Source organism: Lysinibacillus sp. KCTC 33748 (assembly GCF_002237755.1).
In the GTDB taxonomy this organism is placed as follows: Bacteria; Bacillota; Bacilli; order Bacillales_A; family Planococcaceae; genus Lysinibacillus.
Genome location: NZ_MWSJ01000022.1, coordinates 1 through 21,756 on the forward strand (window position 1 = coordinate 1; position 21,756 = coordinate 21,756).

Consider the following 21,756-nt stretch of genomic DNA (forward strand, 5'->3'; position numbering starts at 1 on the left):
TCAGTGAATGTGGATTAGGATTATCAGATAGATATTGTTTCATTTTTTCTAATTCCCAAATAATTAACTTCCAAGTTTCTATATCTATTTCATTGATATCATAATAATCGAATTTCTTATAGCACTTTTCGAAGGCAGGCATAATATACCAAAGCTTTCTTCTGTAAAGAAAATTGAAGATGTATTCCAACATTTGACTTTATACTTATCAGGAAGAACCTCTATATAACAATTGTCTTCCAGGGTACTGACATCATAAGTTATTTCAATCATTTTATCACCCCTTTAAACAGTACATCTCAATAAACTGAGCTTTTTATAAGTTGCATCTGTTGAGAATAGGCAACTATCAATCACCATTTTGCTTACCGATGCAATAACCCCTAACATTATCATCTCAATTTTTTGCATTACGTTTTTATTAGACAAATTAATACGTCTAATCTTAGTAAATGCTCATTCCTTTTGTGATTTTTTATTGAACAAACCTGCTCCGTTAGCTCATTAAGAAAAGCTTCCTTTGACTTCGGTTGCTTGATCTTAAACTCTTGTACTCGTTATTGAAACAATAAATTGGTATTTCTATCATTGTTCTTTTCCTACTGCCGTATAAATAAGCCGTTTTCTTCAATAATCTCTTTGCACTTATTAAAACCTATTATCGACTTAGAATAAATAGGAAACGACAAATCCCAATTCCCTATTATCACTGTATCCAATGAAGGAAAGAAAAAATCTGCGAAATATACTTCAGTTACTGAGAGTTTCGTTAAAAAGACAAGGGCTTCCACGTCTCCTATTTTATAAATACCCTTACTGTGGGAAAACAATTTTCGAAAGAGGTTCGCCTCCGACCGATTTAAGCAACTTAATTTATATTTGAATGCTTCTTTACCCAAACCTTTTTTATAAATGTGTACATACACCCCATTCTCTTCTATATGAAAAAGTTGCGTAAAAGTATCCAAGAAATTTGCACTGTACTTTAAATTATGTTTCTCTCCCAATAACTCAAATGCCTCTTCTTCAGTAAGAACGCGATTGAATACGTCCATAATACCGGTATAATTGTATAACTCACTTGGATTTTCAAGAAGATGAGTATTAAATCTTTTATATTTTGAATGTAGGATATTGATTTCTTCGTTTGTTGCCAATGTTAGTTTCATAATTTCACCTCGATGTTTACTTGTACTGACAATATATTATCATATTGTTTAACTAAGCTGAGTCGTTAGTTGAATAGCAACAATCTATAATAAAAGAGCGCTAACAAACATTTCGGTAATATAAGTAGTAAGGAAAAATGTCACTTCGGTTAAATACTTATCGTAGAATCCTTCGATAAGTGTTTTACAAGAATTTTTTATTACAAAACCATTGATATCAAGGGGTTTCTCTAATATTAAATACTCATAATTCTCGAGGGGAGAAATTACTTCGGTAAAATAAGTAGTGGCGATATCATTTTTTCGGTAATATACTAAGTCTTTATTATGCAATAAACAAAATAAAAAAACTGTTGTTCATTTAAACAACAGTTCAACTGACTTTATTAGATGTAGATTCAAGAAAAGACTCAATATCTACATAAGGTGTTAAACGATAACTGATTTGCGCAAGATATTCCCCTTTAAAGTCATATACAATATTATTTATAGTTAAAAGAATAATAGAGCGCTTCTCTACATTACTATATGAATGAATATCTTGTTTAAAACGGTCTATTAATTCTAAGGTAATATGATCCTTTAAAAGAATCTCAACCTTTTCTAGGCATACCTCAAAAAGTGACTTCTCTTTTTCTTTAATTTTGAGTTGGGTTTCAATTGCCTCAAGTATAAAACCATAGTTTTCAATAGTTGGATTTACTAAACTCTTTTTATATCGGATATTTTCAATACTCGCTTTTAATTCTTGAGTTTCTTTAATACAGACCTTCTTCCAATTGTAGATTACCTTTTTAAATTCTTTTTGTAATACGTCTAATTCTCTACCCCATCTACGTGAAAAATCATCAAGTGGTTTTTTCTTGCTATCATTGCGACTTGTCCTTGAAAACCAAGCTAATTCACCTAGATACCAATGGTTAGTTAAAATATATCTAATAGTAGTATCTGACCAATTATCATATCCTAGAGGAGAAGGGATTTTCGATAACTCAAGCAATTCCGCTATTTTCTTATCACTATAACCAAAGCTATATAGGAAAAATATAAGTTTTACAATACCTGCATTTTCATCTGGAATTAAGTCATCATCTTTATTTTTTCTCGAATATCCATATGGATAACTCGATCCTGGTCTAAATGGATTTTCTGATACAATAGCACTGTTTTGATATTCAGAGATATTATAAGATTTCATTGTAGATTCTCTATTGCCTAAATTTAGATTCATTTGACTAATAGGATCATTTGGATCCCATTTTCCTGCTCGGGAAAAATAGATGAAATCTAATTTTTCTTCTTTAACCGGGATAATAAATTCAAAATAAAAATCTTCAATAGCTCTTGTGACTCTTGTTTCATCATAGAAAATAAGTGTATTAGCATTCTTATTACTAAAAACGAATTCTTTCATCTCATTTATTTTCACTCTTTTTCCTACAGGTACGTGTAATCCTGAAGTCGCCGCTTCTATAAACATAACTACTACTTGATATCCTTCTACTTTAGCCCTTAAGATGATTTCTCTTTCTTGAATTGCTAAAGAGTGTCCTTTATTTTGCTTTTCATCAGACCATCGAACATAACCTACAGCTAGTCTAACATTATCATTGAATATATCCCATTTTATATTCGTTGGTGTGTAATCAGGTCGCTCTTCTTCAGTAATTACATATACACCATTTTCAATGTAATAAAACTTATGCCTCTTATTCATTAATCTTTTCCTCCATTTCGATATAGCTTCCAAATCTAACATAGTAAAAAATAGCATCTGGACTTACCTCAACTTTTGAGTAGAGAAGTTGAAGTAAGTAATCTTTTTGATAGTTTTTCAATTTATTTGCAAGTTCATCAGTCACTGACTTAATAAATAAATTAATCCCTTTTCTCGATTCTTTTACTTTTTCAATATTTTCACTAAGTTCTTCCAGCTCTCTTTTGATTGTTCTTACCTTCTTTAAAAGTACATTCATTTTTTTCGTTTTATTGGGAACACCAATCAAATTTACTATTGCTGAATTAACATCTTTCAATTCATTCTCTCTAAAAGAGATTTGCTTCATATAATCTTTTTCGAATTTAAGAAAAGAACTAAAAACATCCTTTTTAAGTTTCTTAATATCAATGTTGTTTAAAACTAAAGGAAAATGCTCTGATAAAAGTTGATTAAACTTCGAAACTTCTATAAAGTTCCTATTATGTCCTTTAGAACAGACATAATTTCCACTTTCTCCAAATTCACTCGGACGAAAAACCATTTTCCCTTTACAAATGCTGCAAATTGGTTGTAAATATCCTCGATTATTAGTTTCTTCTATAGTTAGATCCATTTCTTTTTCAAACTTCAATAGAATCTCTTGAACTTTTTTAAAATCATTTAACGTGATAAAAGGGGTAACATAATTTAATTTCACGTACCCATCTTGAACTTCAAAATACCCTGCATAAAAAGGATTTCTTAAACAACGTAATAACTTTAGTGGATTTTTTTTGAAGACCCTTCTAAACTTGTTAAAAATTTTGATTAATTCTTCAATAGAGTTTACGTTTTTTATTGAAGAGAAAAATGATCTTATATCTTTTTCTAATTCTAGCTTTGGTATATACTTCTTCGAACTTTTCCCATCTTCTCTAACTGTTTTAACAACATCAAACCCCCATAAAGAGTTAGGATATTGTTGCAGCGCGACATTAGTCTTACTAGCAATGTTTCTTCCCTCATTTTGAGCGAAGATCCCGTAAAAAGCTTCTATTGATAGATCATTTGAAAAAGGATGTTGATTTGTATCGGAGAAAATAACATTAACGTCATACTTATATAATATTTTTACTAAATATACGTATTCATAAAAGTTTCTAGCTAACCGGTCTCTACTTTGAACAACTAGTGTCTTTACTTTCCCTTTTTGAATTTCAATTATTAGTTTTTGAAATTCAGGTCTTTTTTCCGAGATAAGCTTATTCGCTGAAATACCGTTGTCTAGATAGTATTTAACATTGTCTGTAGCCATTCCATTTTTAGCAAAATAAATCTTTGCTAAAGTTTTTTGTTGTTCGATATTTTGACCTGCTGTAGAAACCCTGCAGTATACAGCCATTTCTTCATTGTAAAATAATTTTTTATTAGTATAAGCCACTATTGTTCCTCAATTGCATCTTGATTATTGAGTAATAGCGTTCCTTTGACTTGAAGAGGCACATCTAATTGATCCAAAATTATTTTCTCTATTAATCTCTTAAGAAAATAAGTTGATTCATTTTGTAACCCTTCGTCAAAAGAAACTTTTACTACAGCTTTGTGTGTCATAGCAAACATCCTTTCATCAATGACTTAGATTAATATCATCATTGACGAAAGGATGAAAATTTATACTTCCTCTTTACTATTAATTTCTAACTCTAGTTTGTATTGATAACTTAAGGAACCGGTTTTATTCTTATCAAAATAGGAAATAAATACACTCGGTTCAGCCTCTAATACCCCTAAATCTTCCAAGAGTTGTACTAAATCAATCATTTTCCCTCTCCTTCTCGGCTCCTAATACATATTTCGAAAATCGAATGATTACTTGTTTTGAAACACCTGCTCTTTCGCAGTTTTCGTAGATAGACTCGAGCCACTGGGGGGCTTTCAGTTCGAATTCTTTTTGTGTTTTAGCCATTAGCTTACTCCTTGATTTTATTTTCGAAGGGATTATATTCAATCGAGGTAAACGTTTTCAAGGGGAGATGTTTTTTTATTTCTTTTTCTTGATAATTTTAATGTACTTAAAGCTGTAAAGTTCTCTGATGAAGCGTAGCAGCGAATGATTATCATAAATGGCCTTCCTTTGAATGTTGAAATTATATTCGTTTGATTACAGAAAAAACAAGGAAGGAACATAGAGAATAGAAAAAAGGTACAGAAAAATTCCCTGTACCTTCTTCTACAATATAATTGGACCTAAAAGGTTACTCAGTAAATGCTAGTATAAACTCCTATAGTTATAGATTCGCATTTTTCTAAAGCTACCCACACAAATGGTGGCTTTAAAATAACCTTTATCTGGTTGTAATATCCTCAATTATCTCAATAAACTCATTTTCAATTTTGTCATATGCAAAACCTGGGGATAAGGAGCACCTAGTTATATTAGTGATTTCATCTGGAATATAGCTATTAGACACAGAATCATCAGTATTTTTAGGGAATATCCCAAATACTCTTTGAACTGCAAAATCTGTAGTTCTTTTGGGTATCGAATCACTGTTTAAATAGAACGTTCGAGCGTATGTATATCCCATTAGTTGAGAATACACTTTGTAACCTTGGTCTGAATAGCGATTATTGATATATACATCAGGATTTCCTAATTTTCCTAGAGATCTGTATTTAAAGTCAGCTAATATGCTACCTTTAAAACTATCTTTATAATAAATATCCAATCTGAAATCTGGTCTATTATTATTTTCCACAGTGATTAAAGGATCTTCAATGGAGTGGGAACGTTCATTTGACTTAGATATAAATGAATCATACCTAACGATTAACTTTAATCCATCTAAGTTACTTAAAACAACCTTTGTATTGGGTGTTAATAAAGGATATATTTTGTCGCTAGCACTATCAAAAATCCATCCTGAAGCATCATTAATCTTAAGAGACGAATTTTCTTTTAGCATTAATAAAAGTTTTAAAAAACCCCAAATTTCATATAACTTTGAAGTTTCTTTCCAAGAGTAAATATAATACTGCAATGGATTTACTTCCATAACTCCACTTCTATTCATTTGTTGATATAAAGAATAGACAGTCCTATAGTAAGGGATTCTAGGAAGTTTATCTTGATTATTCATATTAGAACTTAGCTTTTCAATCCAATGCTGCCTTAAAGTAAAGGTCAAATTCGCTTTTAATTGACCAATCTTCACTCGGTGATCACTCAATATCCCTATTTTTCTTTCTATCTCATCTACTGGCGACTTAAATTTAGTTTGAATTTCTAGATCCTTTTGTAATAATTCGATATTTCTATCTATATATTTTTCTACCATAAGCGTATCTTTCAGTATATGTTCTATCATATTCTTTAAATTATTATTGACTGAAATATCATAATTTATCTCATAATTGAAGCTAGAGATTTTATGGATTTGTCGAGATTTACTTTGCGACAGCTTTGTTGTTTTCATATCGTTTTTTACCGCTTGTCCAACTGGTTTTGATATATATTTTTTTTCGATTTTATATCTAGGCTCACCGATAATTAATTTTATATTAATTATCAGTTTATCTGCTTGCGCGACTAAAAAATGATATTTTTGTAATAAATCGTTGTTATCGTAATCGCTATCATTACCAGTTAAGTTACGCTTTGTCGCTACCTCTTTGGCCAACCCACTTAAAATATCCTCAACTTCATTTCTCATAACGCTTAATTGTTCTTCATTTATTTGTTTGGAACCAACTTTTAAAAAAGCAAAGTATTTATCTGTATTATTTTCTCTAACAATCATTCTATAAACACCTGGTAAAAGCGTACTATACTCCAACCGATTTGTATTATAGTAGGAATTACTATTTAGATAGAGACCACGCATTTCTGCTGATGGCAAAAATCGTTCTATTTCTTTTTCTGAACCTTTAAAACTCTCCAAAGGCAACATATCCATTATTTCAATCCATAAATCAATATTTTCAACGGTGCTTTCGAATTTCACTCTTAAGTCTTGTAACTCTTTACACGAAAAACTAAAATCCTCTATTTTATCTAATGCTAGTTCTAAACTATCGGCAAACCATTTGAACTCCTCACCTGTTGAATTGTTTGGAAAAAAGGTTAATTTAAATGGTATGTCCATATTCAACTAACTCCTTAGCTAAACTTTCTAATTTTAATTTGGCTAATTTGAACTCAGATAAACTAGAGTATTCATTCAAAAGGTCATAAAGGCTACCCTCTATATATTTTTCACCTTCAAATTTGCCAATAAGACTTCCTAATTGTCCTTGCGAACCTCTTAACTTTGTTAAAATACGCTGCGTTATTTGTAAATCTATCGCATCATTTCTATCTAAATATTCGGAGTTTGGCAAATTGGCAATATAATTTTCAATTTGTTCTACAATTCTGTAACCTACCCCTAATTGCGCATTCACTTTTTGCATTTCTAAATTAAATTTCCAAAGCAAATCAACTTCATCCGAATTCAAAACATCATTATTATGCTCTCTCTTCATACTTTTTAATTTTATATACGTTCTTAAAGGTTCCTTATTATCACTTTCTTCTTCATTCTCTTTTTTATCTTTCTCTTTTTTATCTTTATTAACAAGATGGCTCGAGATACTATCTCTAACTTCTTTGAACGGACATAGATCAAGCGTAATAATATTTGCCCTATCCAAAACTTTATCTGAGAATTGATGAGTTGATTCATCAATATTAACTGTACCGACGAAGAATAAATTTTCACTTAAAGTCAGTATTGAAGGATAGTCATTTTGATTATAAATACGACCATTTAACTTATCGTTATATAAATTAATTTGTCTGTCCTTAATTTCACGCTCTAATACTGATAAAAACTGAGAAAAATAATGCTCTACTTTAGCTAAATTCATCTCATCTAGACAAACGATATAGCACTCATCTAAGTTCTCGTTTGCTTCTTTTATAAAGTCAACCAAACCTGACTCTCCTGATCTATATATCCCTTGAGAACTATCTAGGTATCCTAATAAATCACTATCGTCTTGCCAAAACGGTCTAACCGGTACAAATAATAATTTGCCCTTTTTTGTGCCAGAATTTTTACTTGTTTTATTCGCGAATTTATTCAAAGCTTCGTGATAACATTGAACAATCTTTGATTTACCAGTCCCACTCATACCAGCTAGTATTACAAAGCTTTGAGTTTTCATCGCTGTATGGAAATTGTTTAAATTAGATGGCTTATAAGATAATTTTTTTGACAAAGCTACTTCTTGAAAAACATTTAAAAATTCAGTTTCATTAATATCTTCAATCTTAGGTTTATTGCTTTGCATATTTATAGTTTTACCTTTTAATTTCAATGAATTTCTTATTGCATCATCTTTCGCCCAAGTAATAAACATTACTCTATCTTTAGATAAATAATATTCTCCTAAATCGGCAATCTGAATCTCTTTATAAAAGGTATTTTGCTTATCTGTAATAAATTTAAACCCAAATTCCTCCGAGTGATGTATTCCTTCTACAGGTCCAAAAGCAAAAAGTTTTTCAAACTGTTGATTGTCCGAACCCTTGTTGTTATATTCGCCTATTAATACGAAAGATGGGTAGTCATCTGTTTCTTTAGAGATAGCAATATTCCCGGATAAATATTCGTTGTTAAATAGTTTGCTCAATATTTCTTGAGTATTACCCGGAAGAGTTTTTATGAAAGGAATACCTAAAAAATCATTATTTTCTGTCGATTCTCTTCTTACTATTTCTATGTCAAATGCATTATAAAATGTTCTTTCTTCATCGTTTCGCTTAGACTTTATTTTAAACATAATATAATGACCCTCTAAAAATTCACTTAAGTAATTAAACCGATTTTCTTCTGAAAGATCCACATCATCTATGTAGCCTAGACTTTCTAAATCATCGGAAAAACTAGTCAAATACCTCAATGCATTTTCAGGCAAGTTATCTGGTCCATTAGATATAACTTCGATTGGATACCTAATCGTAGTGTTATCCTTAGCAAGTATTATTTTTGAACTATCCTTTAGTTTTCCTAAAAACTTTGAATCCCATTCTTCTTTTTTACTCATTGTAATGCCCCACCTTAGTTATATATTCATTTAATTGTTCTAGTGAAGAAATAGTCACTAAATTGTATAACTCTTCAAAGTGTTTAATCGCTTCTTTGTCATTTAACTCTTGTGCCTCTGTTTTGTTTAAAGTAAACGTCAATACTATTAATTTTTGATATTGCTTATAATTTTGAACTTGTTGGAGATCATTCACGTATTCATATTGTAAGTTTTGTATCTCTTCTGTTTTTGTTTCTATAAGTCTTCTGTAATACTTTGTTCCATAGAATAAGATTTTTAAATTACTTGTATTTTGCAGCTCTAATTTTAATTGTTTATTCTCTGATAATAATTTTTTGTTAGCTTCTTCACTAGTTACTAATTCTTCTTTTGTAAGGTTTAATATTTCTTTGTTTTGTAAATAATTTTTATTTATTTTCCCGAAGTTTTCCGCATTATCTTTCAATTTTTGGCCCAAGGTTTTATTTTCTTGGTTTGACTTAGATAAATCACTTCTAAGATCTTTCACATTTATTGTTAGTATTCTATTTTTGTCTTCTAGTGTATTTATTATTCCTCTAAGTTCAGCAATTGTTGAATTTGTTTCATTAGCATTAGTTTCTTTATCATCGGTTGATATTGTTTGCTTATTTTCAAGAGAATCATCCGTTTTATTTGAATCAAAGAATACTTCTTGCAATAAATTCAATTTATCAGCTTCAATTAATCCATATGTTACCTCTGCGATATTAGTTTCTTCTATTTTCTTTTTAATTAGTTCTCCATCCACATCTGAAGCTAACGCCCAAGAAAAATCTTTATTTTTCTGTATCCGATAAATATCAGCGGTCTTCTTTAATACCATTTCTAGCTTAGGATTATTAATTAGTAATGTTCTCATTCTTTGTGTTTTAACTGAAGTTGTTGGTCCATTAATTCTAAATCCTTGAAGATTCAATTTATTTAAAACAAATATTTCCTCTAATTGGTTTACTTTTAGTCTATTTATTACTTCTGGTAAAATTTCATACATAATATCCTCCTAATCTACCTCACAAATACCAATTATAAATGTTAATTGGATAAATTTCTTTAAAATAGGTAATATTTATTAAAAAAACCAGTTTATATCGTTAAACTCCTTTTGTGAAAAATACATTTGATTAATTTATCAATTATTTCTCCGCAAATATTACTAGTTTTTATCATTTCCTTTTAGGTAATCTTGATCTCATACATTGTTTTTTTCGATGAGTACAAATCATTTGATTTAAAGAGTAATCAATGGGTTGAAAATGATGGAAATTGGTCAAAAAGTTAAAGAATGTTATTAATTCTCTTATTAAATACTAACGGAGCTTTAGTTAAATAAAACAGGGTATATTCTACAAATTGTAGAATATACCCTGTTTAATCTTGAATCCCTTCCTTCCCCTTCAATTAGCCTGCGCCATTATCAAAAGAGGCAATTGCTCTATCGCCTTGCATCATTCATTTGATTAGTACAATGATTCTTCTGTACTTGATAAAAATTCATTTATTTTATCTTTCTCGTCATAGCCCACCGTGCTTTTTGCACAAATAATAACTATTAAATATCAAATTTTCTTGCATAAACACCTTTCTTATATAGCAATACATATTCATAGTCTCTCCCATTGTTTTTTATATACCTAATAGAATTTAATGTACTCATAATCATTCAGTAACTATTTAGTAATTGAACGGTTTAAATATTTTAGTAGAGGAAGATTCAAATGCAACAGAAATTAAACTTAAACGTTACCGTTCAAATTCCTGAAGGTTATGTCATTGTAGACAAATTCGAGTTAGAGGAATTACAGAATAACCAATTAGACGGTGTTTACTGGTCAATGCAAGATTTACAGGATCGCATAAATAGAAAACAAGATTGGATTAAGGAGAATATCCTCTATATCCCTAAATTCAAACAAGAATTGGATGCAACTTTAGGGGGTTTCGTCTTTTATCCTTTTAAAAAAGGGCAGCCCTGGAGTTTTCACGCGAAGAGAATGATGAAGTTTTTAGATGAAAACTTTAGTGACATCCATCATCCCAAACAAAAATGAGGAATTTTATAGAGGCACAAAACATTTGCGCTTATATATTCTTGATTTCTTTTTCATTAAAAAAACGAGATCATTTATTTTGAGAATTATTGGCTAGTTTTAGCCTATAGAAATAGTGGGAATGCTTTAGCTATGACAAAAAATTCAAATAGACACTCGATGCATCGAAACGGAGGAACAAATTTTGGCGAGTATTTCAAAGCGGGGAAACACCTGGCAATATTCTGTAAGCAATATGGAAGACGGTAAATATAAACCGATTCGAAAAGGAGGCTTTCGCACCAAAAAAGAGGCTTCTGTAGCAGCTGCACAAATTGAAGCAAATATAGCTCAAGGAAACGCTGGTATCAAAAAGGATATTGCCTTCGCGCAATATTTCTTAGAATGGTACCAAACTTATAAGAGGGATGTTGGTCGCATAACATTAAATTCGTATCGAGCTGCGTACAATAAAATTCTTCACCACTTTAAAGAAAAGCCTCTTCAGAAAATCACAAAGCGAGATTATCAAATCTTCCTAAATGGCTTAGGAGAAGTATATACAAAGGATACTAATCGCAAGCTGAATGGTTACATTCGTACCTGTTTAAAGGAAGCAATTGATGAAGAATTAATAAAAAAAGATTTTACCCGAAATGTGACTGTCACAGGTTCCGCAGGGAAAAAGAACTCAGAAAAGTTTCTTGATTATACAAGTAGCCAATTGCTAGTACAGCATTTACACAAAAATTTTAACGAAGGAATTGAAATTATTATGCTAATTTTAGCTCTATCTTCTGGGCTACGATATGCAGAATTGGTTGCGTTATGCATCGACGATTTAGACTTTGAAAACAATCTGATTAATGTACACCGTCAATGGCGATATAAAGAAGGTGGTGGTTTTGGTCCCTTAAAGACTGAAAGTTCTGAGCGAACTATTCGTATTGATAATATAACAATGAATGCATTAAAAAAGCATTTAATCACCATAAAAAACGATCCAGCGAATGTGCATAACTTAATTTTCTTTGACTCAACTTCAGATATTTCTGTTGTCACAAATGACAGCCTAAATGATACCCTTCGCTCAATTCTAAAATGCTTAAATATTAAGCCGCTCATTACTTGTCACGGATTAAGGCATACTCACTCGAGTATCCTACTATATAAGGGTATTTCGATTTTATATGTATCAGAACGACTAGGACACGCTAGCATCGATATTACAACATCTACGTATGCACACGTCTTAAAAGAGTTGCGAGAGCGCGATTCAAAACAGGCGAGCGATATTTTTGAAAAACTTCTTGTGGTTTAGAAACATCGTTTTCTATAAAGACGCAAACCGCTTTAAGCCTATTAAAGGATTTAAGCGGTTTTATTTTCGCGATTTCTATACAATCAACAAGAGACCTCCACATATTGAAAGCCTCTAAACGGAAGCTTAAGTTGAAGATTCGGTTAACGAAATACTTATGCCTAGACTAGAAAAGTGAATGTTGGGTTAATTTGAGCCTTTGGTTATATTCAATCCATTTTTCCATTTCCCGCTTCACTGCTCGATTTTGCCACTCAAACCAAATGCCTGAACATTCACTATAATGACTGTCCACTCCACTATTTTTATGCATATCTCTACTGTAAATACCGTCTTTTTAAGGCGGCTATAGTAATAAATTTCTATATCCTCATAAAACATTTATAACTATCTACCTTCATTTTACACATATTCATTTCCAATTTTCATTTAATTCATTCCAAATTATAAAGTATTTCACTAAAAATGTTGAATGGCATTCAACAATAAGTGGTTTAATGAGAACTTCGGCTAGTTGTAAGCGAATAGTTACCCTTAACCTTACAGAGGCGTAGTGCAACAGTAGAAAAGTAGCGTCTTCGTGCTACTCTTTCTTGTGTAGAAAATGTGTAGAAACTTTTCATTTTCTATCCTTTTCTAACTTATTCTCAAAAAAAGGAAAAGCGCCTCAAACCCTTGTTATTAAAGGATTTAAAGCGCTTTTCACTTGGCTCAAACTTAATCTATCTGAACCTTTAGACGTCCCAGGAGGGATTCGAACCCCCGACCGACGGCTTAGAAGGCCGTTGCTCTATCCTGCTGAGCTACTGAGACATGATGTTATTTTTATGTAGTCCATATCAAGGACAATATTTATTATATGTCCTTTTTACAATAAAGTCAACATTAATTTTACTATGAAGGCAAGGTTTGCCTCATTATTAATATTATATGATTTCCTGTACCTCATTATGCCATCTCTCTACTCTACTTTTGTTAAATAATACAAAGCAAAAGACTGGTGGTAGCTAACATGTTTAAAGTTTTAGTAGTTGTCGTAACAGGCGGTGCACATGGGATTGGACAGCTAATACAAAAGAACAGGATGTCTTGTTGTTCAATTCGATACTATACATATTTTAATTAATAAGGCGGGTAAATTTCAACATAAATTTTTTTATGAACATAACAGTGGATGAATGGAATGATTTGATTCAAACAAATAATTTTCTACAGGCGGCATTAATCTAATAGTTGGTGGTGGGAAGATAAAGAAAATGATGTATGAAAAACAGCCATATTCACTCCTCTCATAACATTGTCTTTTCATATATGGAAATACCTCTGAGTATTCTACAGTAGAAGGAAAAACTAGAGGGAGTGGATATACATTGTACCCATATTCAAGTGGATATTACGTTAGTCCTTTAAGTGCGTTATATAAAACTACTTCCACACAATATACTGCACCTGTTCGCCATTTTTTATTGCCGCAGAACGATCCTCGTCGCTATATCAGTAGGGCTGAAGCAGATTTTATGGCTATGAATCGTTTATTATGGATGGAGCATGTCAATTGGACGAGGATGACGATTATTAGTATAGTGTTTGGCTTACCTGATTTACCCTTTGTACAGAAGCGACTGTTACAAAATGCGACGGACTTAGGTAATTGTCTACGTCCTTTTTACGGCGACCAAATTGCTGATCGTTATACTGAGCTGGTTAAAGAACATCTTCTTATTGCTGCAAAGCTAGTAACTGCAGCTACAAAAGGAGATACAGCAACAGCGGATGCAAAGGAAAAAGAATGGTATCGTAATGCTGACGACATTGCCATATTTTTAAGTCAAATTAATCCATACTTGAGTATGGAAGAAGTGCAAAAAATGTTCTATACACATTTAGCTTTAACAAAAAAAGAAGCCGTGACTATGATTCAGAAAAACTATCAAGAAGATGTTGAAGTTTTTGACGACATTGAAGCAGAGGCACTTGCTATGTCGGATATGATTGCAAGCGCCATTGTTAAGCAATTTTATTACCTCTTTTATTAACGTAAAATAAATTGGTTATTTCTTTTCCAAAGTTGGCGAGAAAATTTTAGCCAGTTTACTCTTCGAATAATGAGCAATCGGTTGAAAGCCTTGTATTAATTCCTTCACAAATGGCGCTATTGTATTGCTTTCAATATTAACGTGGACTCGTTGTAGCTGCCATGGCAGATGCTCTATATCTATGCGAAATAAAGAATTTTTCCATTTTGACCAAGAATGATAACGTTCCACCAACCATTTATCAAAGGTAGAACTAATTATTTCACTGGCAATCGGTTGATATGAAATTTTCAACCTTTCTGCCAGTGCACCGTAATATAAACTTGTAAACGAAAAATTGTTCTCATTTTGTTTTATAGATATTTTAGAATGGCGATATGTTAAACCGCCCTTTTTAGCTATTTGGACAATAAAGCGATTCGTAATATCTGAATTTAAAAAATAGACTCCCTTCATGCCGTTATATGTAACATATGTCCGGACATTTAACTGCAAATAGGAATCCACTCCTGGTAATGGTGGTAGGAATCTTAGTCGTTGTTCATTAACTTTAAAAAGGACAACACTAAGCCAAGCGTTATTTTCATAGAGGTCCAATTGTAACTCTTGCGGAATGTACTGCTCTAAATCCTTTGGTGATACCGGCCAATGTAAGAACAACACATCTTGCCAAATTTGCGTCAAAACCCATGATTTACTCCACATAAAATAACTCCTTTCTGTAGTTAAATTATTTCCTACGAAGGAGTTATTCAAACGAACATGATTATTTTTGTTCTGAATCTAACGTTTCCGTTTCCGTTTCTTTTTCAACATATCGGTAATATAAATTACGCAGTTCGGATTCTTTATAATTGCCTAAATGACTTTTAAATTGTGGATGCACCAAAATACCATGATCTCGAAGTTGCTTTACAAACCAACCTTTTGAATACTTATGCACTGTACACATTCCCCTTCACTACTATTCATACATAGCGTATGCTCAGGAATTTATGTAGTGACAATTTTTAAAAAATAAAAAACGAAGAATTTATCCTTCGTTTTCAATGAAATAAAAATGTCATATTCAGGTATGGCTCTTCTACAAAACGAGGGGTTGATTTCCGTTCCGACCGTGCGCTTTGTTGTTGTTGTTGCTATCGCTACGCTTTCGCACAGTGCATAGCTTCCTGGGGGCGTCCGATGAGCCGCTTCGCTTCGCTGCAGGGACTCGGGCCAACAGATGTTTTTTGCGCGAAAGCGTGAGTGCAACGTAGCGACAGCAGAGGTTTTTGTTTGTGCGAAAGCGCAGCGGCAGCAACAGCACAACGTTGGTCACGAAGGCGTTATCACAGGATGTGATGGTTTTAGCCTTCGTACCTCTATCGCTAATCCCCAAGGAGTCGCCCAGTCGTAACGAAGATCAACCACTTCACTTAGCATGTCCTCTGCCATATACTCAAATTTTATCGTGATAAAAAGAAATTTCAGTTAGATGCATTTTCGTGCGAAAGCAATGCGTTGAGCGATATTGTTTATCTGTGCTCAGAAATACCTTCGATTAAAGCGCCCCAACACTCATAAAAATTTCCTTGGCAATTGTACTTTCAACTTATGTGCCACAAAACGTGCGATATGGTTGGTTAGATGGTGTTGGTAATGTCGCGTAGTTCTGCTGCTCTTTAGAATGGGCAAAAGGTTGAGCAAGAGCTTCTAGTAATCGCTCCATTACACTATAGTCTTCCTGTTCAACAGCAGCCTCTAATGCTTCTTCTACTCGGTGGTTTCGTGGAATAACCGCTGGATTGTGCTCACGCATTAATTGCTGAGACATGTCTTTTGTTTCTTGCTGTCTTTCTAGTCTTTCAAGCCAATTTTTATGCCATTCTTTAAATTCTTCTGTACTAAACAACGCTGATTCAGTGAATTTTTCAAAGGTTAATTCGATAAATGTATTCGTATAGTCTGCTTGATGTTGTTGCATTAACTTTAGAAGTTCTTCAATAAGTGCCACGTCCTGATCTTCTTCGTTGAATATCCCTAGCTTTGCTCGCATACCTGCTATCCAGTTGGCATAATACAATTGAGGATATTGCTTTAGAGCCTCTTGAGCTACTTGTATAGCTTCTTCCTCATCCTCATGGATTAACGTTATTAATGATTCGGCAAATCGTGTTAAATTCCATCCTCCGATATTAGGCTGGTTACCATATGCATAACGTCCTTGTCGATCAATCGAGCTAAATACTGTCGCTGGATCATAAGTATCCATGAAAGCGCAAGGACCATAATCAATCGTCTCCCCACTAATGGTCATATTATCTGTGTTCATGACCCCGTGAATAAAACCAACTAGCTGCCATTTTGCAATAAGAGACGCTTGTTTCTTTATAACTTCTTGTAGTAGGGTTAAATAACGATTTTGAGCTTTATCAGCATTGGGAAAGTGCCGTTCTAAAGCATAATCTGCCAATGCTTTTAGCTCCTCCTCCGTTCCAAAATTCGCTCCATATTGGAAAGTTCCAACACGCAAATGACTGCTTGCAATACGCGTTAAAACTGCACCTGGAAGCTCTGTTTCGCGGAGAATCGTTTCGCCTGTAGTCACGACAGCTAAACTTCGAGTAGTTGGAATGCCAAGTGCATACATAGCTTCACTCATAATATATTCACGTAGCATTGGACCAAGTGCTGCTCTGCCATCTCCTCCGCGGGAATAAGGCGTTCTTCCTGAGCCTTTTAGTGCGATATCAAAGCGTTCATGAGCTAGTGTTAGTTGTTCACCTAATAACAGTGCTCTTCCGTCTCCTAGCATATTAAAATGACCAAATTGATGCCCTGCATAAGCTTGTGCAATGGGTGTGCCTCCGGTCGGATTGGAGTTACCTGCAAAAATTGCTACCGCTTCTTCGCTTTGCAGAGCATTGCTGTTTAATCCAAGTGAATTGGCTACTGATTCATTTAACATGATTAACTTTGGTGAGCAAACTGGATTTAAATTGATTGTTGTATAATAAATGCTTGGTAGGCGGGTATAGCTATTATCAAAATTCCATCCCATTTTATTTTCCATGTTTTCTCCTTCGTATCGTTTATATTTATTTTTTCTACTTCATCATAAACAATTCATAGCCATTTTTACCATTTGTACTGATTCTGGGATAAAACAAAAAACGCTTAGAGTTTCTATAACTTAAGCGTTTTTGTTTCATCATTTTCGCATAAACTTGTGGGTGGAAATACAGCTATTATCATCCGTAAAGAACTTTACTTCAAAATAAGTATCTTCAACCTCTACAAGGGCAAAGCTTTTTTCTTTACGACCCCGTGGTTTTAATAAGCTCCCCGGATTTAAAAATAATACATCATCAATCATTTCCGCCCCAAGAACATGAGAGTGACCAAAGCACGCAATTTGCGCGTTTACTTCTTTGGCACGATAGGATAAAGACAAGATAGAAGTTTTAACATTGAATAAATGGCCATGTGTGACAAAGATTGTAGCATCCTCTAAATCGAATACTTCCTCATCAGGGAAAGCTTTATCAATGTCACAATTACCTCGTACTTTCTTCATTCCCTCTAATGCTTTATGAGAGAAAGGAAGCTCACTATCTCCACAATGAATGACTGCATCGACATTTGGGTAAAAGCCACGAACTTTTTCAATCACATTACTATCGCCATGTGTATCACTCATGACAAGTATTTGCATGGATATCACCTCTTATTTTATAAGATTAGGTAATTGTTCCTTTAACTTACGAATCGCATTCCCACGGTGGGAAATTGCTCCTTTTTCATCGGCTGAAAGCTCTGCCATCATGCGGTTTAAGCTTGGGACAAAGAAGACTGGATCATAACCAAATCCGTTTGTGCCACGTTTTTCGTGAGCAATAACACCTTCACAAGTACCAAAAACTGTTGTCGTCTCAAAACCAGGCCCTGCAATAGCAATGCAACAGCAGAAGCGTGCTGTACGCTTTTCATCCTCAACATTTTTTAAGTTTTCTAGTAGTTTAACCATGTTTGCTTCATCATCATGATCACCAGCATAACGTGCAGAATACACGCCTGGTTCACCATTTAATGCATCCACAGCTAAGCCACTATCATCAGCAATAACAATTGTACCAAGCTCTTTTGCTAATGTTTCTGCCTTTAGGATAGCATTTTCCTCAAAGGTAGTGCCTGTTTCGTCTATTTCCATCTCTGGGGCAACATCAAACATCGTTACAACTTCATAGCCAAGTGGTCCAAATAACGCTTCGAAATCTTTTGCTTTTCCTTTATTTTTTGTCGCAATTACTACTTGTTTCATGTTATTCATTACCTCCCACTTTGTTAGCTAATTCACCTAGTGTCTCTTTTTGAAGTGCAATCAATTGTTGAATGCCCTTTTCACCTAACTCCAGTAGTTCATTTAACTCTTCACGAGAGAAGGTTGCTTCTTCACCTGTACCTTGAAGCTCAACAAATCGTCCTGCTCCTGTCATGACGATATTCATATCTACAGCAGCAGCGACATCTTCTACATAGTTCAAGTCTAAAACGGCCCCATGATCCTCTACAATACCAACACTTGTTGCAGCTAAATAGTCTGTTACTGGGAATTTTTTTAATTGTTTTTCTTCAGCAAACTTAGCAATTGCCTGTGTCATCGCTACAAATGCTCCTGTAATTGAAGCTGTACGTGTCCCGCCGTCTGCTTGAATCACATCACAGTCAATCCACACAGTTCGTTCACCAAGTGCTTCTAAATCCACGACTGCACGTAATGCACGACCGATTAATCGTTGAATTTCCATTGTGCGGCCATTGACTTTGCCACGAGAAGATTCGCGTGCTGTACGCTGTGCTGTCGCACGAGGTAGCATCGAGTATTCTGCAGTGATCCATCCTTTGCCTTGTCCACGTAAAAAACCAGGAACCTTATCTTCAATCGTTGCTGTACAAATTACTTTCGTATTACCTACTTGAATTAAAACTGAGCCTTCTGGGTGCAATAAATACTCACTATCTATTTTCACTGGACGCAGTGCATCTACATTTCTTCCATCAAATCTTGTCATATTTTTCGTTCCTCCTAAAAACTTTCGCGCACTCATCTTAACATAATTTTGATCTTCAAAAAAGTGCTCATTCCCTATGTACCATGCTAAAAACGTCAAAAATCAGCCTAGCTCATAGCTAAGCTGATTTTTTATTTTAATGTCATACGTTTTATTTGAAGAGTACCTTGCTCAAGCCAATTTTCAGCAATTGAACGGAAAATTGGCACAGAACCCGTTGCATAAAATCTATGAACAGGCACAGTGTCTGGGTCAGCCAAAGTGCCATTATAAGCAAGCATTTCTTGAACATCCTTTGCTGTTTCCTCTGCGGAAGATAGCACAAAAACTTCTTCTCCCACAACAGCTTCAATTTGTTTTTGCAAAATTGGATAATGCGTACATCCTAGTATTACCGTATCAAATTGTTCATTTTTCAGTGGCTTTAAGCCTTCCGCAATTAATTCATTTGCAAATTCACCTTTATATTCGCCACTTTCTACAAGTGGTACGAATGTTGGACAAGCAAGTGGAATAATATGAGTTGACGTATTCAGTGATAATAAGGCTTCCTCATACGCCCCACTTTTAATTGTTCCTTCAGTTGCAAGCACAACGACTTCATGTCGCTTCGTTTTCTTTACAGCTGCACGTGCGCCAGCATTAATAACGCCTAGTACCGGAAAAGGCATATTTCTTTGTAAACTTTCGAGTGCTACTGCAGTCGCTGTATTACAAGCAATGACGAGCATTTTGATATTCATTTTTTCTAGTGCTTTAGCCATTTGCCAAGTAAAATTCCGCACTTCTTGTCGAGTTCTTGGACCATACGGACATCTTGCTGTATCACCAATGTAATAGATCGTTTCATTTGGTAATCGCTTCATTATTTCTTTTGCTACGGTTAAACCGCCTACTCCTGAGTCAATAACGCCTATCGGGGCATTCATACTTTCCGCCTCAATCCTGTTTCATGTGTACATGTAGTTTTTCTAAATAGCTTGATAATTGCGCGACTTCTTGTTCGTTAAAACCAACAAGCTTCTCTTGCAAATATTGCTGTCTTTTTTCAATAACCTCTTGAATAATACGTTCGCCCTTTTCGAGAAGATGAACAACAACGACACGACGATCATTTTCGTCACGCACTCGCTTCACTAATTCATTTTTCTCCATACGGTCCACTAAATCTGTTGTTGTACTAAAAGCTAAGTATAGTCGATTTGACAGGTCGCCAATTGTTATATCGCCAAGCTCTTCTAACCACTGTAATGCAACAAATTGTGGCGGCGTAATCGCATATTGCGAAACAATCTCTCTTCCTTTTTGCTTCACAATCGCCGCTATATAGCGTAATTCCTTTTCAACCGTTGCAACGGTTTCAGGTGAGTGTTTTGTTACTTCATCCGACATATAACTATTTCACTCCTAAAAATACGTTGAATAGTTCTATTTTGTCGTTTTTTTTCTAAAATAGCAAGTGTCCTTTTAGTCTAATTTAAATTCTTCTAAGCGTAACAGCTCAATTAACGCTTGAGATCGATTTGTTACACCTAACTTTTGAATTGTATTGGAAATGTGATTTCGCACTGTTTTTTCACTAATACCAAGTTGCTCTGCAATATCCCTCGTTGTTTTTTCAGCTAATAAAAGCGCAAATATTTCACGTTCTCGGTTTGTTAAAAGAGAACGATGATGAGAGCCATTCATTTTCAGTTACACCCTCCTCCCCCGCACGTATTGTAACTTATGTTAAGGAATGAGGAGCGGTGACGGCTATTTTCATTAATATCTCGTGTTTCCTAAAAAAAAATCGGAAATTGCTTCCATAAAAGAATAAATTCAATGGGAAAATGCAATTTCAACCGTCGACAGATCATTAAATAATCACCAAGCTTGCTAGCTGAGTTTTTGTCTCTTCAGATAAGGGTACACTCTTCCCAGTTCGAGGGTTCATTTGCACAACCGTCCCCCTACCTGTAAAGCAAACCTCATCATGCTGATTTTTCGCTAAATAATGAATATCCATTGATGAGTTCCCTACTGTCGCTACTTTCGTGTAAATTCTGAGCACATCATCAAAGAAAACTTGCTTCACGTAATCACACTGTAAGTCAGCTACAATCGGAATCCCCTCTACATTCTCATCCATTGCTGATGGCATGAGAACACCTAAATGGCGGAAATAATCAATTCGTGCCTGTTCAAAATATGTAAAGCTAACTGTATTATTCATATGACCGTACATATCCGTTTCTGAAAAACGTACACGGATCTCAATATAAAATGCAAAATCCTTAGTCCATTCCTGAAAATCTCCGATATAATTTGCTTTCATCTTAGCCATCCCCCTAATT

At 33.9% G+C, this 21,756-nt stretch carries 22 protein-coding genes and 1 tRNA gene; 3 read left to right on the forward strand and 20 right to left on the reverse strand.

Annotated features, from left to right (window positions below):
- Positions 1–599: 599 nt before the first annotated feature.
- The 9 genes from B1B04_RS20035 to B1B04_RS20060 form a co-directional block, all read right to left on the reverse strand.
- Positions 600–1,169: a hypothetical protein gene (locus B1B04_RS20035; RefSeq protein ID WP_079563142.1), complete on the reverse strand. Its 570-nt coding sequence runs from the start codon at positions 1,167–1,169 to the stop codon at positions 600–602.
- Positions 1,170–1,542: 373 nt separating this feature from the next.
- Positions 1,543–2,886: a recombinase family protein gene (locus B1B04_RS20040; RefSeq protein WP_170939032.1), complete on the reverse strand. Its 1,344-nt coding sequence runs from the start codon at positions 2,884–2,886 to the stop codon at positions 1,543–1,545.
- The gene (locus B1B04_RS20045) at positions 2,879–4,309 is read right to left on the reverse strand and encodes a recombinase family protein (protein WP_079563144.1); all 1,431 of its coding nucleotides are present in this window, start codon (positions 4,307–4,309) and stop codon (positions 2,879–2,881) included. Before B1B04_RS20045 ends, B1B04_RS20040 begins: the two co-directional genes overlap by 8 nt.
- On the reverse strand, positions 4,309–4,479 hold the full coding sequence (locus tag B1B04_RS25770; protein ID WP_170939033.1) for a hypothetical protein: 171 nt from the start codon (positions 4,477–4,479) through the stop codon (positions 4,309–4,311). Before B1B04_RS25770 ends, B1B04_RS20045 begins: the two co-directional genes overlap by 1 nt.
- A gap of 60 nt (positions 4,480–4,539) precedes the next feature.
- Positions 4,540–4,689 (reverse strand): hypothetical protein, encoded by a 150-nt coding sequence (locus tag B1B04_RS25775; protein ID WP_170939034.1) that lies wholly within the window; start codon positions 4,687–4,689, stop codon positions 4,540–4,542.
- Positions 4,682–4,834, reverse strand: a complete 153-nt coding sequence (locus B1B04_RS25780) for a hypothetical protein (protein WP_170939035.1) — start codon at positions 4,832–4,834, stop codon at positions 4,682–4,684. Before B1B04_RS25780 ends, B1B04_RS25775 begins: the two co-directional genes overlap by 8 nt.
- Positions 4,835–5,213: 379 nt before the next feature.
- Positions 5,214–7,013: a nuclease domain-containing protein gene (locus B1B04_RS20050; RefSeq protein WP_079563145.1), complete on the reverse strand. Its 1,800-nt coding sequence runs from the start codon at positions 7,011–7,013 to the stop codon at positions 5,214–5,216.
- Complete coding sequence (locus tag B1B04_RS20055) at positions 6,997–8,958, reverse strand: McrB family protein (protein ID WP_079563146.1); 1,962 nt, start codon at positions 8,956–8,958, stop codon at positions 6,997–6,999. Before B1B04_RS20055 ends, B1B04_RS20050 begins: the two co-directional genes overlap by 17 nt.
- Positions 8,951–9,973, reverse strand: coding sequence for a hypothetical protein (locus B1B04_RS20060; RefSeq protein ID WP_079563147.1), 1,023 nt, complete (start codon positions 9,971–9,973; stop codon positions 8,951–8,953). Before B1B04_RS20060 ends, B1B04_RS20055 begins: the two co-directional genes overlap by 8 nt.
- 724 nt (positions 9,974–10,697) lie before the next feature.
- Between B1B04_RS20060 and B1B04_RS20065 the strand changes: the two genes are divergently transcribed.
- Together B1B04_RS20065 and B1B04_RS20070 are read left to right on the forward strand one after the other, a co-directional pair.
- Positions 10,698–11,030 (forward strand): DUF771 domain-containing protein, encoded by a 333-nt coding sequence (locus B1B04_RS20065; protein WP_079563148.1) that lies wholly within the window; start codon positions 10,698–10,700, stop codon positions 11,028–11,030.
- 184 nt (positions 11,031–11,214) lie between these two features.
- On the forward strand, positions 11,215–12,330 hold the full coding sequence (locus tag B1B04_RS20070) for a site-specific integrase (protein ID WP_079563149.1): 1,116 nt from the start codon (positions 11,215–11,217) through the stop codon (positions 12,328–12,330).
- A 739-nt stretch (positions 12,331–13,069) separates the two neighbouring features.
- Here B1B04_RS20070 and B1B04_RS20080 read toward each other — a convergent pair.
- Positions 13,070–13,143 (reverse strand) — tRNA-Arg (locus tag B1B04_RS20080).
- 557 nt (positions 13,144–13,700) lie between these two features.
- Here B1B04_RS20080 and B1B04_RS20085 point away from each other — a divergent pair.
- Positions 13,701–14,366 carry a hypothetical protein gene (locus B1B04_RS20085; RefSeq protein ID WP_079563150.1) on the forward strand — a complete coding sequence of 222 codons (666 nt, stop codon included), beginning with the start codon at positions 13,701–13,703 and terminating at the stop codon, positions 14,364–14,366.
- Between the two features lie 15 nt (positions 14,367–14,381).
- Here the strand turns inward: B1B04_RS20085 and B1B04_RS20090 are convergent, their stop codons facing one another.
- The 10 genes from B1B04_RS20090 to B1B04_RS20135 all read right to left on the reverse strand — a co-directional run bounded on the left by B1B04_RS20090 (position 14,382) and on the right by B1B04_RS20135 (position 21,737).
- On the reverse strand, positions 14,382–15,071 hold the full coding sequence (locus tag B1B04_RS20090) for a YqjF family protein (RefSeq protein WP_079563151.1): 690 nt from the start codon (positions 15,069–15,071) through the stop codon (positions 14,382–14,384).
- A gap of 61 nt (positions 15,072–15,132) precedes the next feature.
- The gene (locus tag B1B04_RS20095) at positions 15,133–15,318 is read right to left on the reverse strand and encodes a DUF2639 domain-containing protein (protein ID WP_170939036.1); all 186 of its coding nucleotides are present in this window, start codon (positions 15,316–15,318) and stop codon (positions 15,133–15,135) included.
- A 642-nt stretch (positions 15,319–15,960) separates the two neighbouring features.
- On the reverse strand, positions 15,961–17,421 hold the full coding sequence (locus tag B1B04_RS20100; RefSeq protein ID WP_079563153.1) for a protein adenylyltransferase SelO: 1,461 nt from the start codon (positions 17,419–17,421) through the stop codon (positions 15,961–15,963).
- A 138-nt stretch (positions 17,422–17,559) separates the two neighbouring features.
- On the reverse strand, positions 17,560–18,063 hold the full coding sequence (locus tag B1B04_RS20105; protein WP_079563154.1) for a metallophosphoesterase: 504 nt from the start codon (positions 18,061–18,063) through the stop codon (positions 17,560–17,562).
- 12 nt (positions 18,064–18,075) lie between these two features.
- A complete protein-coding gene (locus B1B04_RS20110) occupies positions 18,076–18,669 on the reverse strand; it encodes an XTP/dITP diphosphatase (RefSeq protein WP_079563155.1) in 594 nt (197 codons plus the stop codon).
- 1 nt (position 18,670) lies between these two features.
- Positions 18,671–19,420 carry a ribonuclease PH gene (gene rph, locus B1B04_RS20115; protein WP_079563156.1) on the reverse strand — a complete coding sequence of 250 codons (750 nt, stop codon included), beginning with the start codon at positions 19,418–19,420 and terminating at the stop codon, positions 18,671–18,673.
- A gap of 131 nt (positions 19,421–19,551) precedes the next feature.
- Positions 19,552–20,349, reverse strand: a complete 798-nt coding sequence (racE, locus tag B1B04_RS20120) for a glutamate racemase (protein WP_079563157.1) — start codon at positions 20,347–20,349, stop codon at positions 19,552–19,554.
- 10 nt (positions 20,350–20,359) lie between these two features.
- Positions 20,360–20,812 (reverse strand): MarR family winged helix-turn-helix transcriptional regulator, encoded by a 453-nt coding sequence (locus B1B04_RS20125; RefSeq protein WP_053484913.1) that lies wholly within the window; start codon positions 20,810–20,812, stop codon positions 20,360–20,362.
- Between the two features lie 75 nt (positions 20,813–20,887).
- Positions 20,888–21,109: a helix-turn-helix domain-containing protein gene (locus B1B04_RS20130; protein ID WP_004226437.1), complete on the reverse strand. Its 222-nt coding sequence runs from the start codon at positions 21,107–21,109 to the stop codon at positions 20,888–20,890.
- 169 nt (positions 21,110–21,278) lie between these two features.
- Positions 21,279–21,737: an acyl-CoA thioesterase gene (locus B1B04_RS20135; protein ID WP_079563158.1), complete on the reverse strand. Its 459-nt coding sequence runs from the start codon at positions 21,735–21,737 to the stop codon at positions 21,279–21,281.
- Positions 21,738–21,756: the final 19 nt, after the last annotated feature.

Excerpts from the sequence above, each read along its gene's own strand:
- B1B04_RS20035 (WP_079563142.1), bottom strand. The coding sequence starts at position 1,169 with ATGAAACTAACATTGGCAACAAACGAAGAAATCAATATCCTACATTCA.
- B1B04_RS20040 (WP_170939032.1), bottom strand. The coding sequence starts at position 2,886 with ATGAATAAGAGGCATAAGTTTTATTACATTGAAAATGGTGTATATGTA.
- B1B04_RS25770 (WP_170939033.1), bottom strand. The coding sequence starts at position 4,479 with ATGACACACAAAGCTGTAGTAAAAGTTTCTTTTGACGAAGGGTTACAA.
- B1B04_RS25775 (WP_170939034.1), bottom strand. The coding sequence starts at position 4,689 with ATGATTGATTTAGTACAACTCTTGGAAGATTTAGGGGTATTAGAGGCT.
- B1B04_RS25780 (WP_170939035.1), bottom strand. The coding sequence starts at position 4,834 with ATGGCTAAAACACAAAAAGAATTCGAACTGAAAGCCCCCCAGTGGCTC.
- B1B04_RS20050 (WP_079563145.1), bottom strand. The coding sequence starts at position 7,013 with ATGGACATACCATTTAAATTAACCTTTTTTCCAAACAATTCAACAGGT.
- B1B04_RS20055 (WP_079563146.1), bottom strand. The coding sequence starts at position 8,958 with ATGAGTAAAAAAGAAGAATGGGATTCAAAGTTTTTAGGAAAACTAAAG.
- B1B04_RS20060 (WP_079563147.1), bottom strand. The coding sequence starts at position 9,973 with ATGTATGAAATTTTACCAGAAGTAATAAATAGACTAAAAGTAAACCAA.
- B1B04_RS20065 (WP_079563148.1), top strand. The coding sequence starts at position 10,698 with ATGCAACAGAAATTAAACTTAAACGTTACCGTTCAAATTCCTGAAGGT.
- B1B04_RS20090 (WP_079563151.1), bottom strand. The coding sequence starts at position 15,071 with ATGTGGAGTAAATCATGGGTTTTGACGCAAATTTGGCAAGATGTGTTG.
- B1B04_RS20095 (WP_170939036.1), bottom strand. The coding sequence starts at position 15,318 with ATGTGTACAGTGCATAAGTATTCAAAAGGTTGGTTTGTAAAGCAACTT.
- B1B04_RS20100 (WP_079563153.1), bottom strand. The coding sequence starts at position 17,421 with ATGGAAAATAAAATGGGATGGAATTTTGATAATAGCTATACCCGCCTA.
- B1B04_RS20105 (WP_079563154.1), bottom strand. The coding sequence starts at position 18,063 with ATGCAAATACTTGTCATGAGTGATACACATGGCGATAGTAATGTGATT.
- B1B04_RS20110 (WP_079563155.1), bottom strand. The coding sequence starts at position 18,669 with ATGAAACAAGTAGTAATTGCGACAAAAAATAAAGGAAAAGCAAAAGAT.
- rph (WP_079563156.1), bottom strand. The coding sequence starts at position 19,420 with ATGACAAGATTTGATGGAAGAAATGTAGATGCACTGCGTCCAGTGAAA.
- racE (WP_079563157.1), bottom strand. The coding sequence starts at position 20,349 with ATGAATGCCCCGATAGGCGTTATTGACTCAGGAGTAGGCGGTTTAACC.
- B1B04_RS20125 (WP_053484913.1), bottom strand. The coding sequence starts at position 20,812 with ATGTCGGATGAAGTAACAAAACACTCACCTGAAACCGTTGCAACGGTT.
- B1B04_RS20130 (WP_004226437.1), bottom strand. The coding sequence starts at position 21,109 with ATGAATGGCTCTCATCATCGTTCTCTTTTAACAAACCGAGAACGTGAA.
- B1B04_RS20135 (WP_079563158.1), bottom strand. The coding sequence starts at position 21,737 with ATGAAAGCAAATTATATCGGAGATTTTCAGGAATGGACTAAGGATTTT.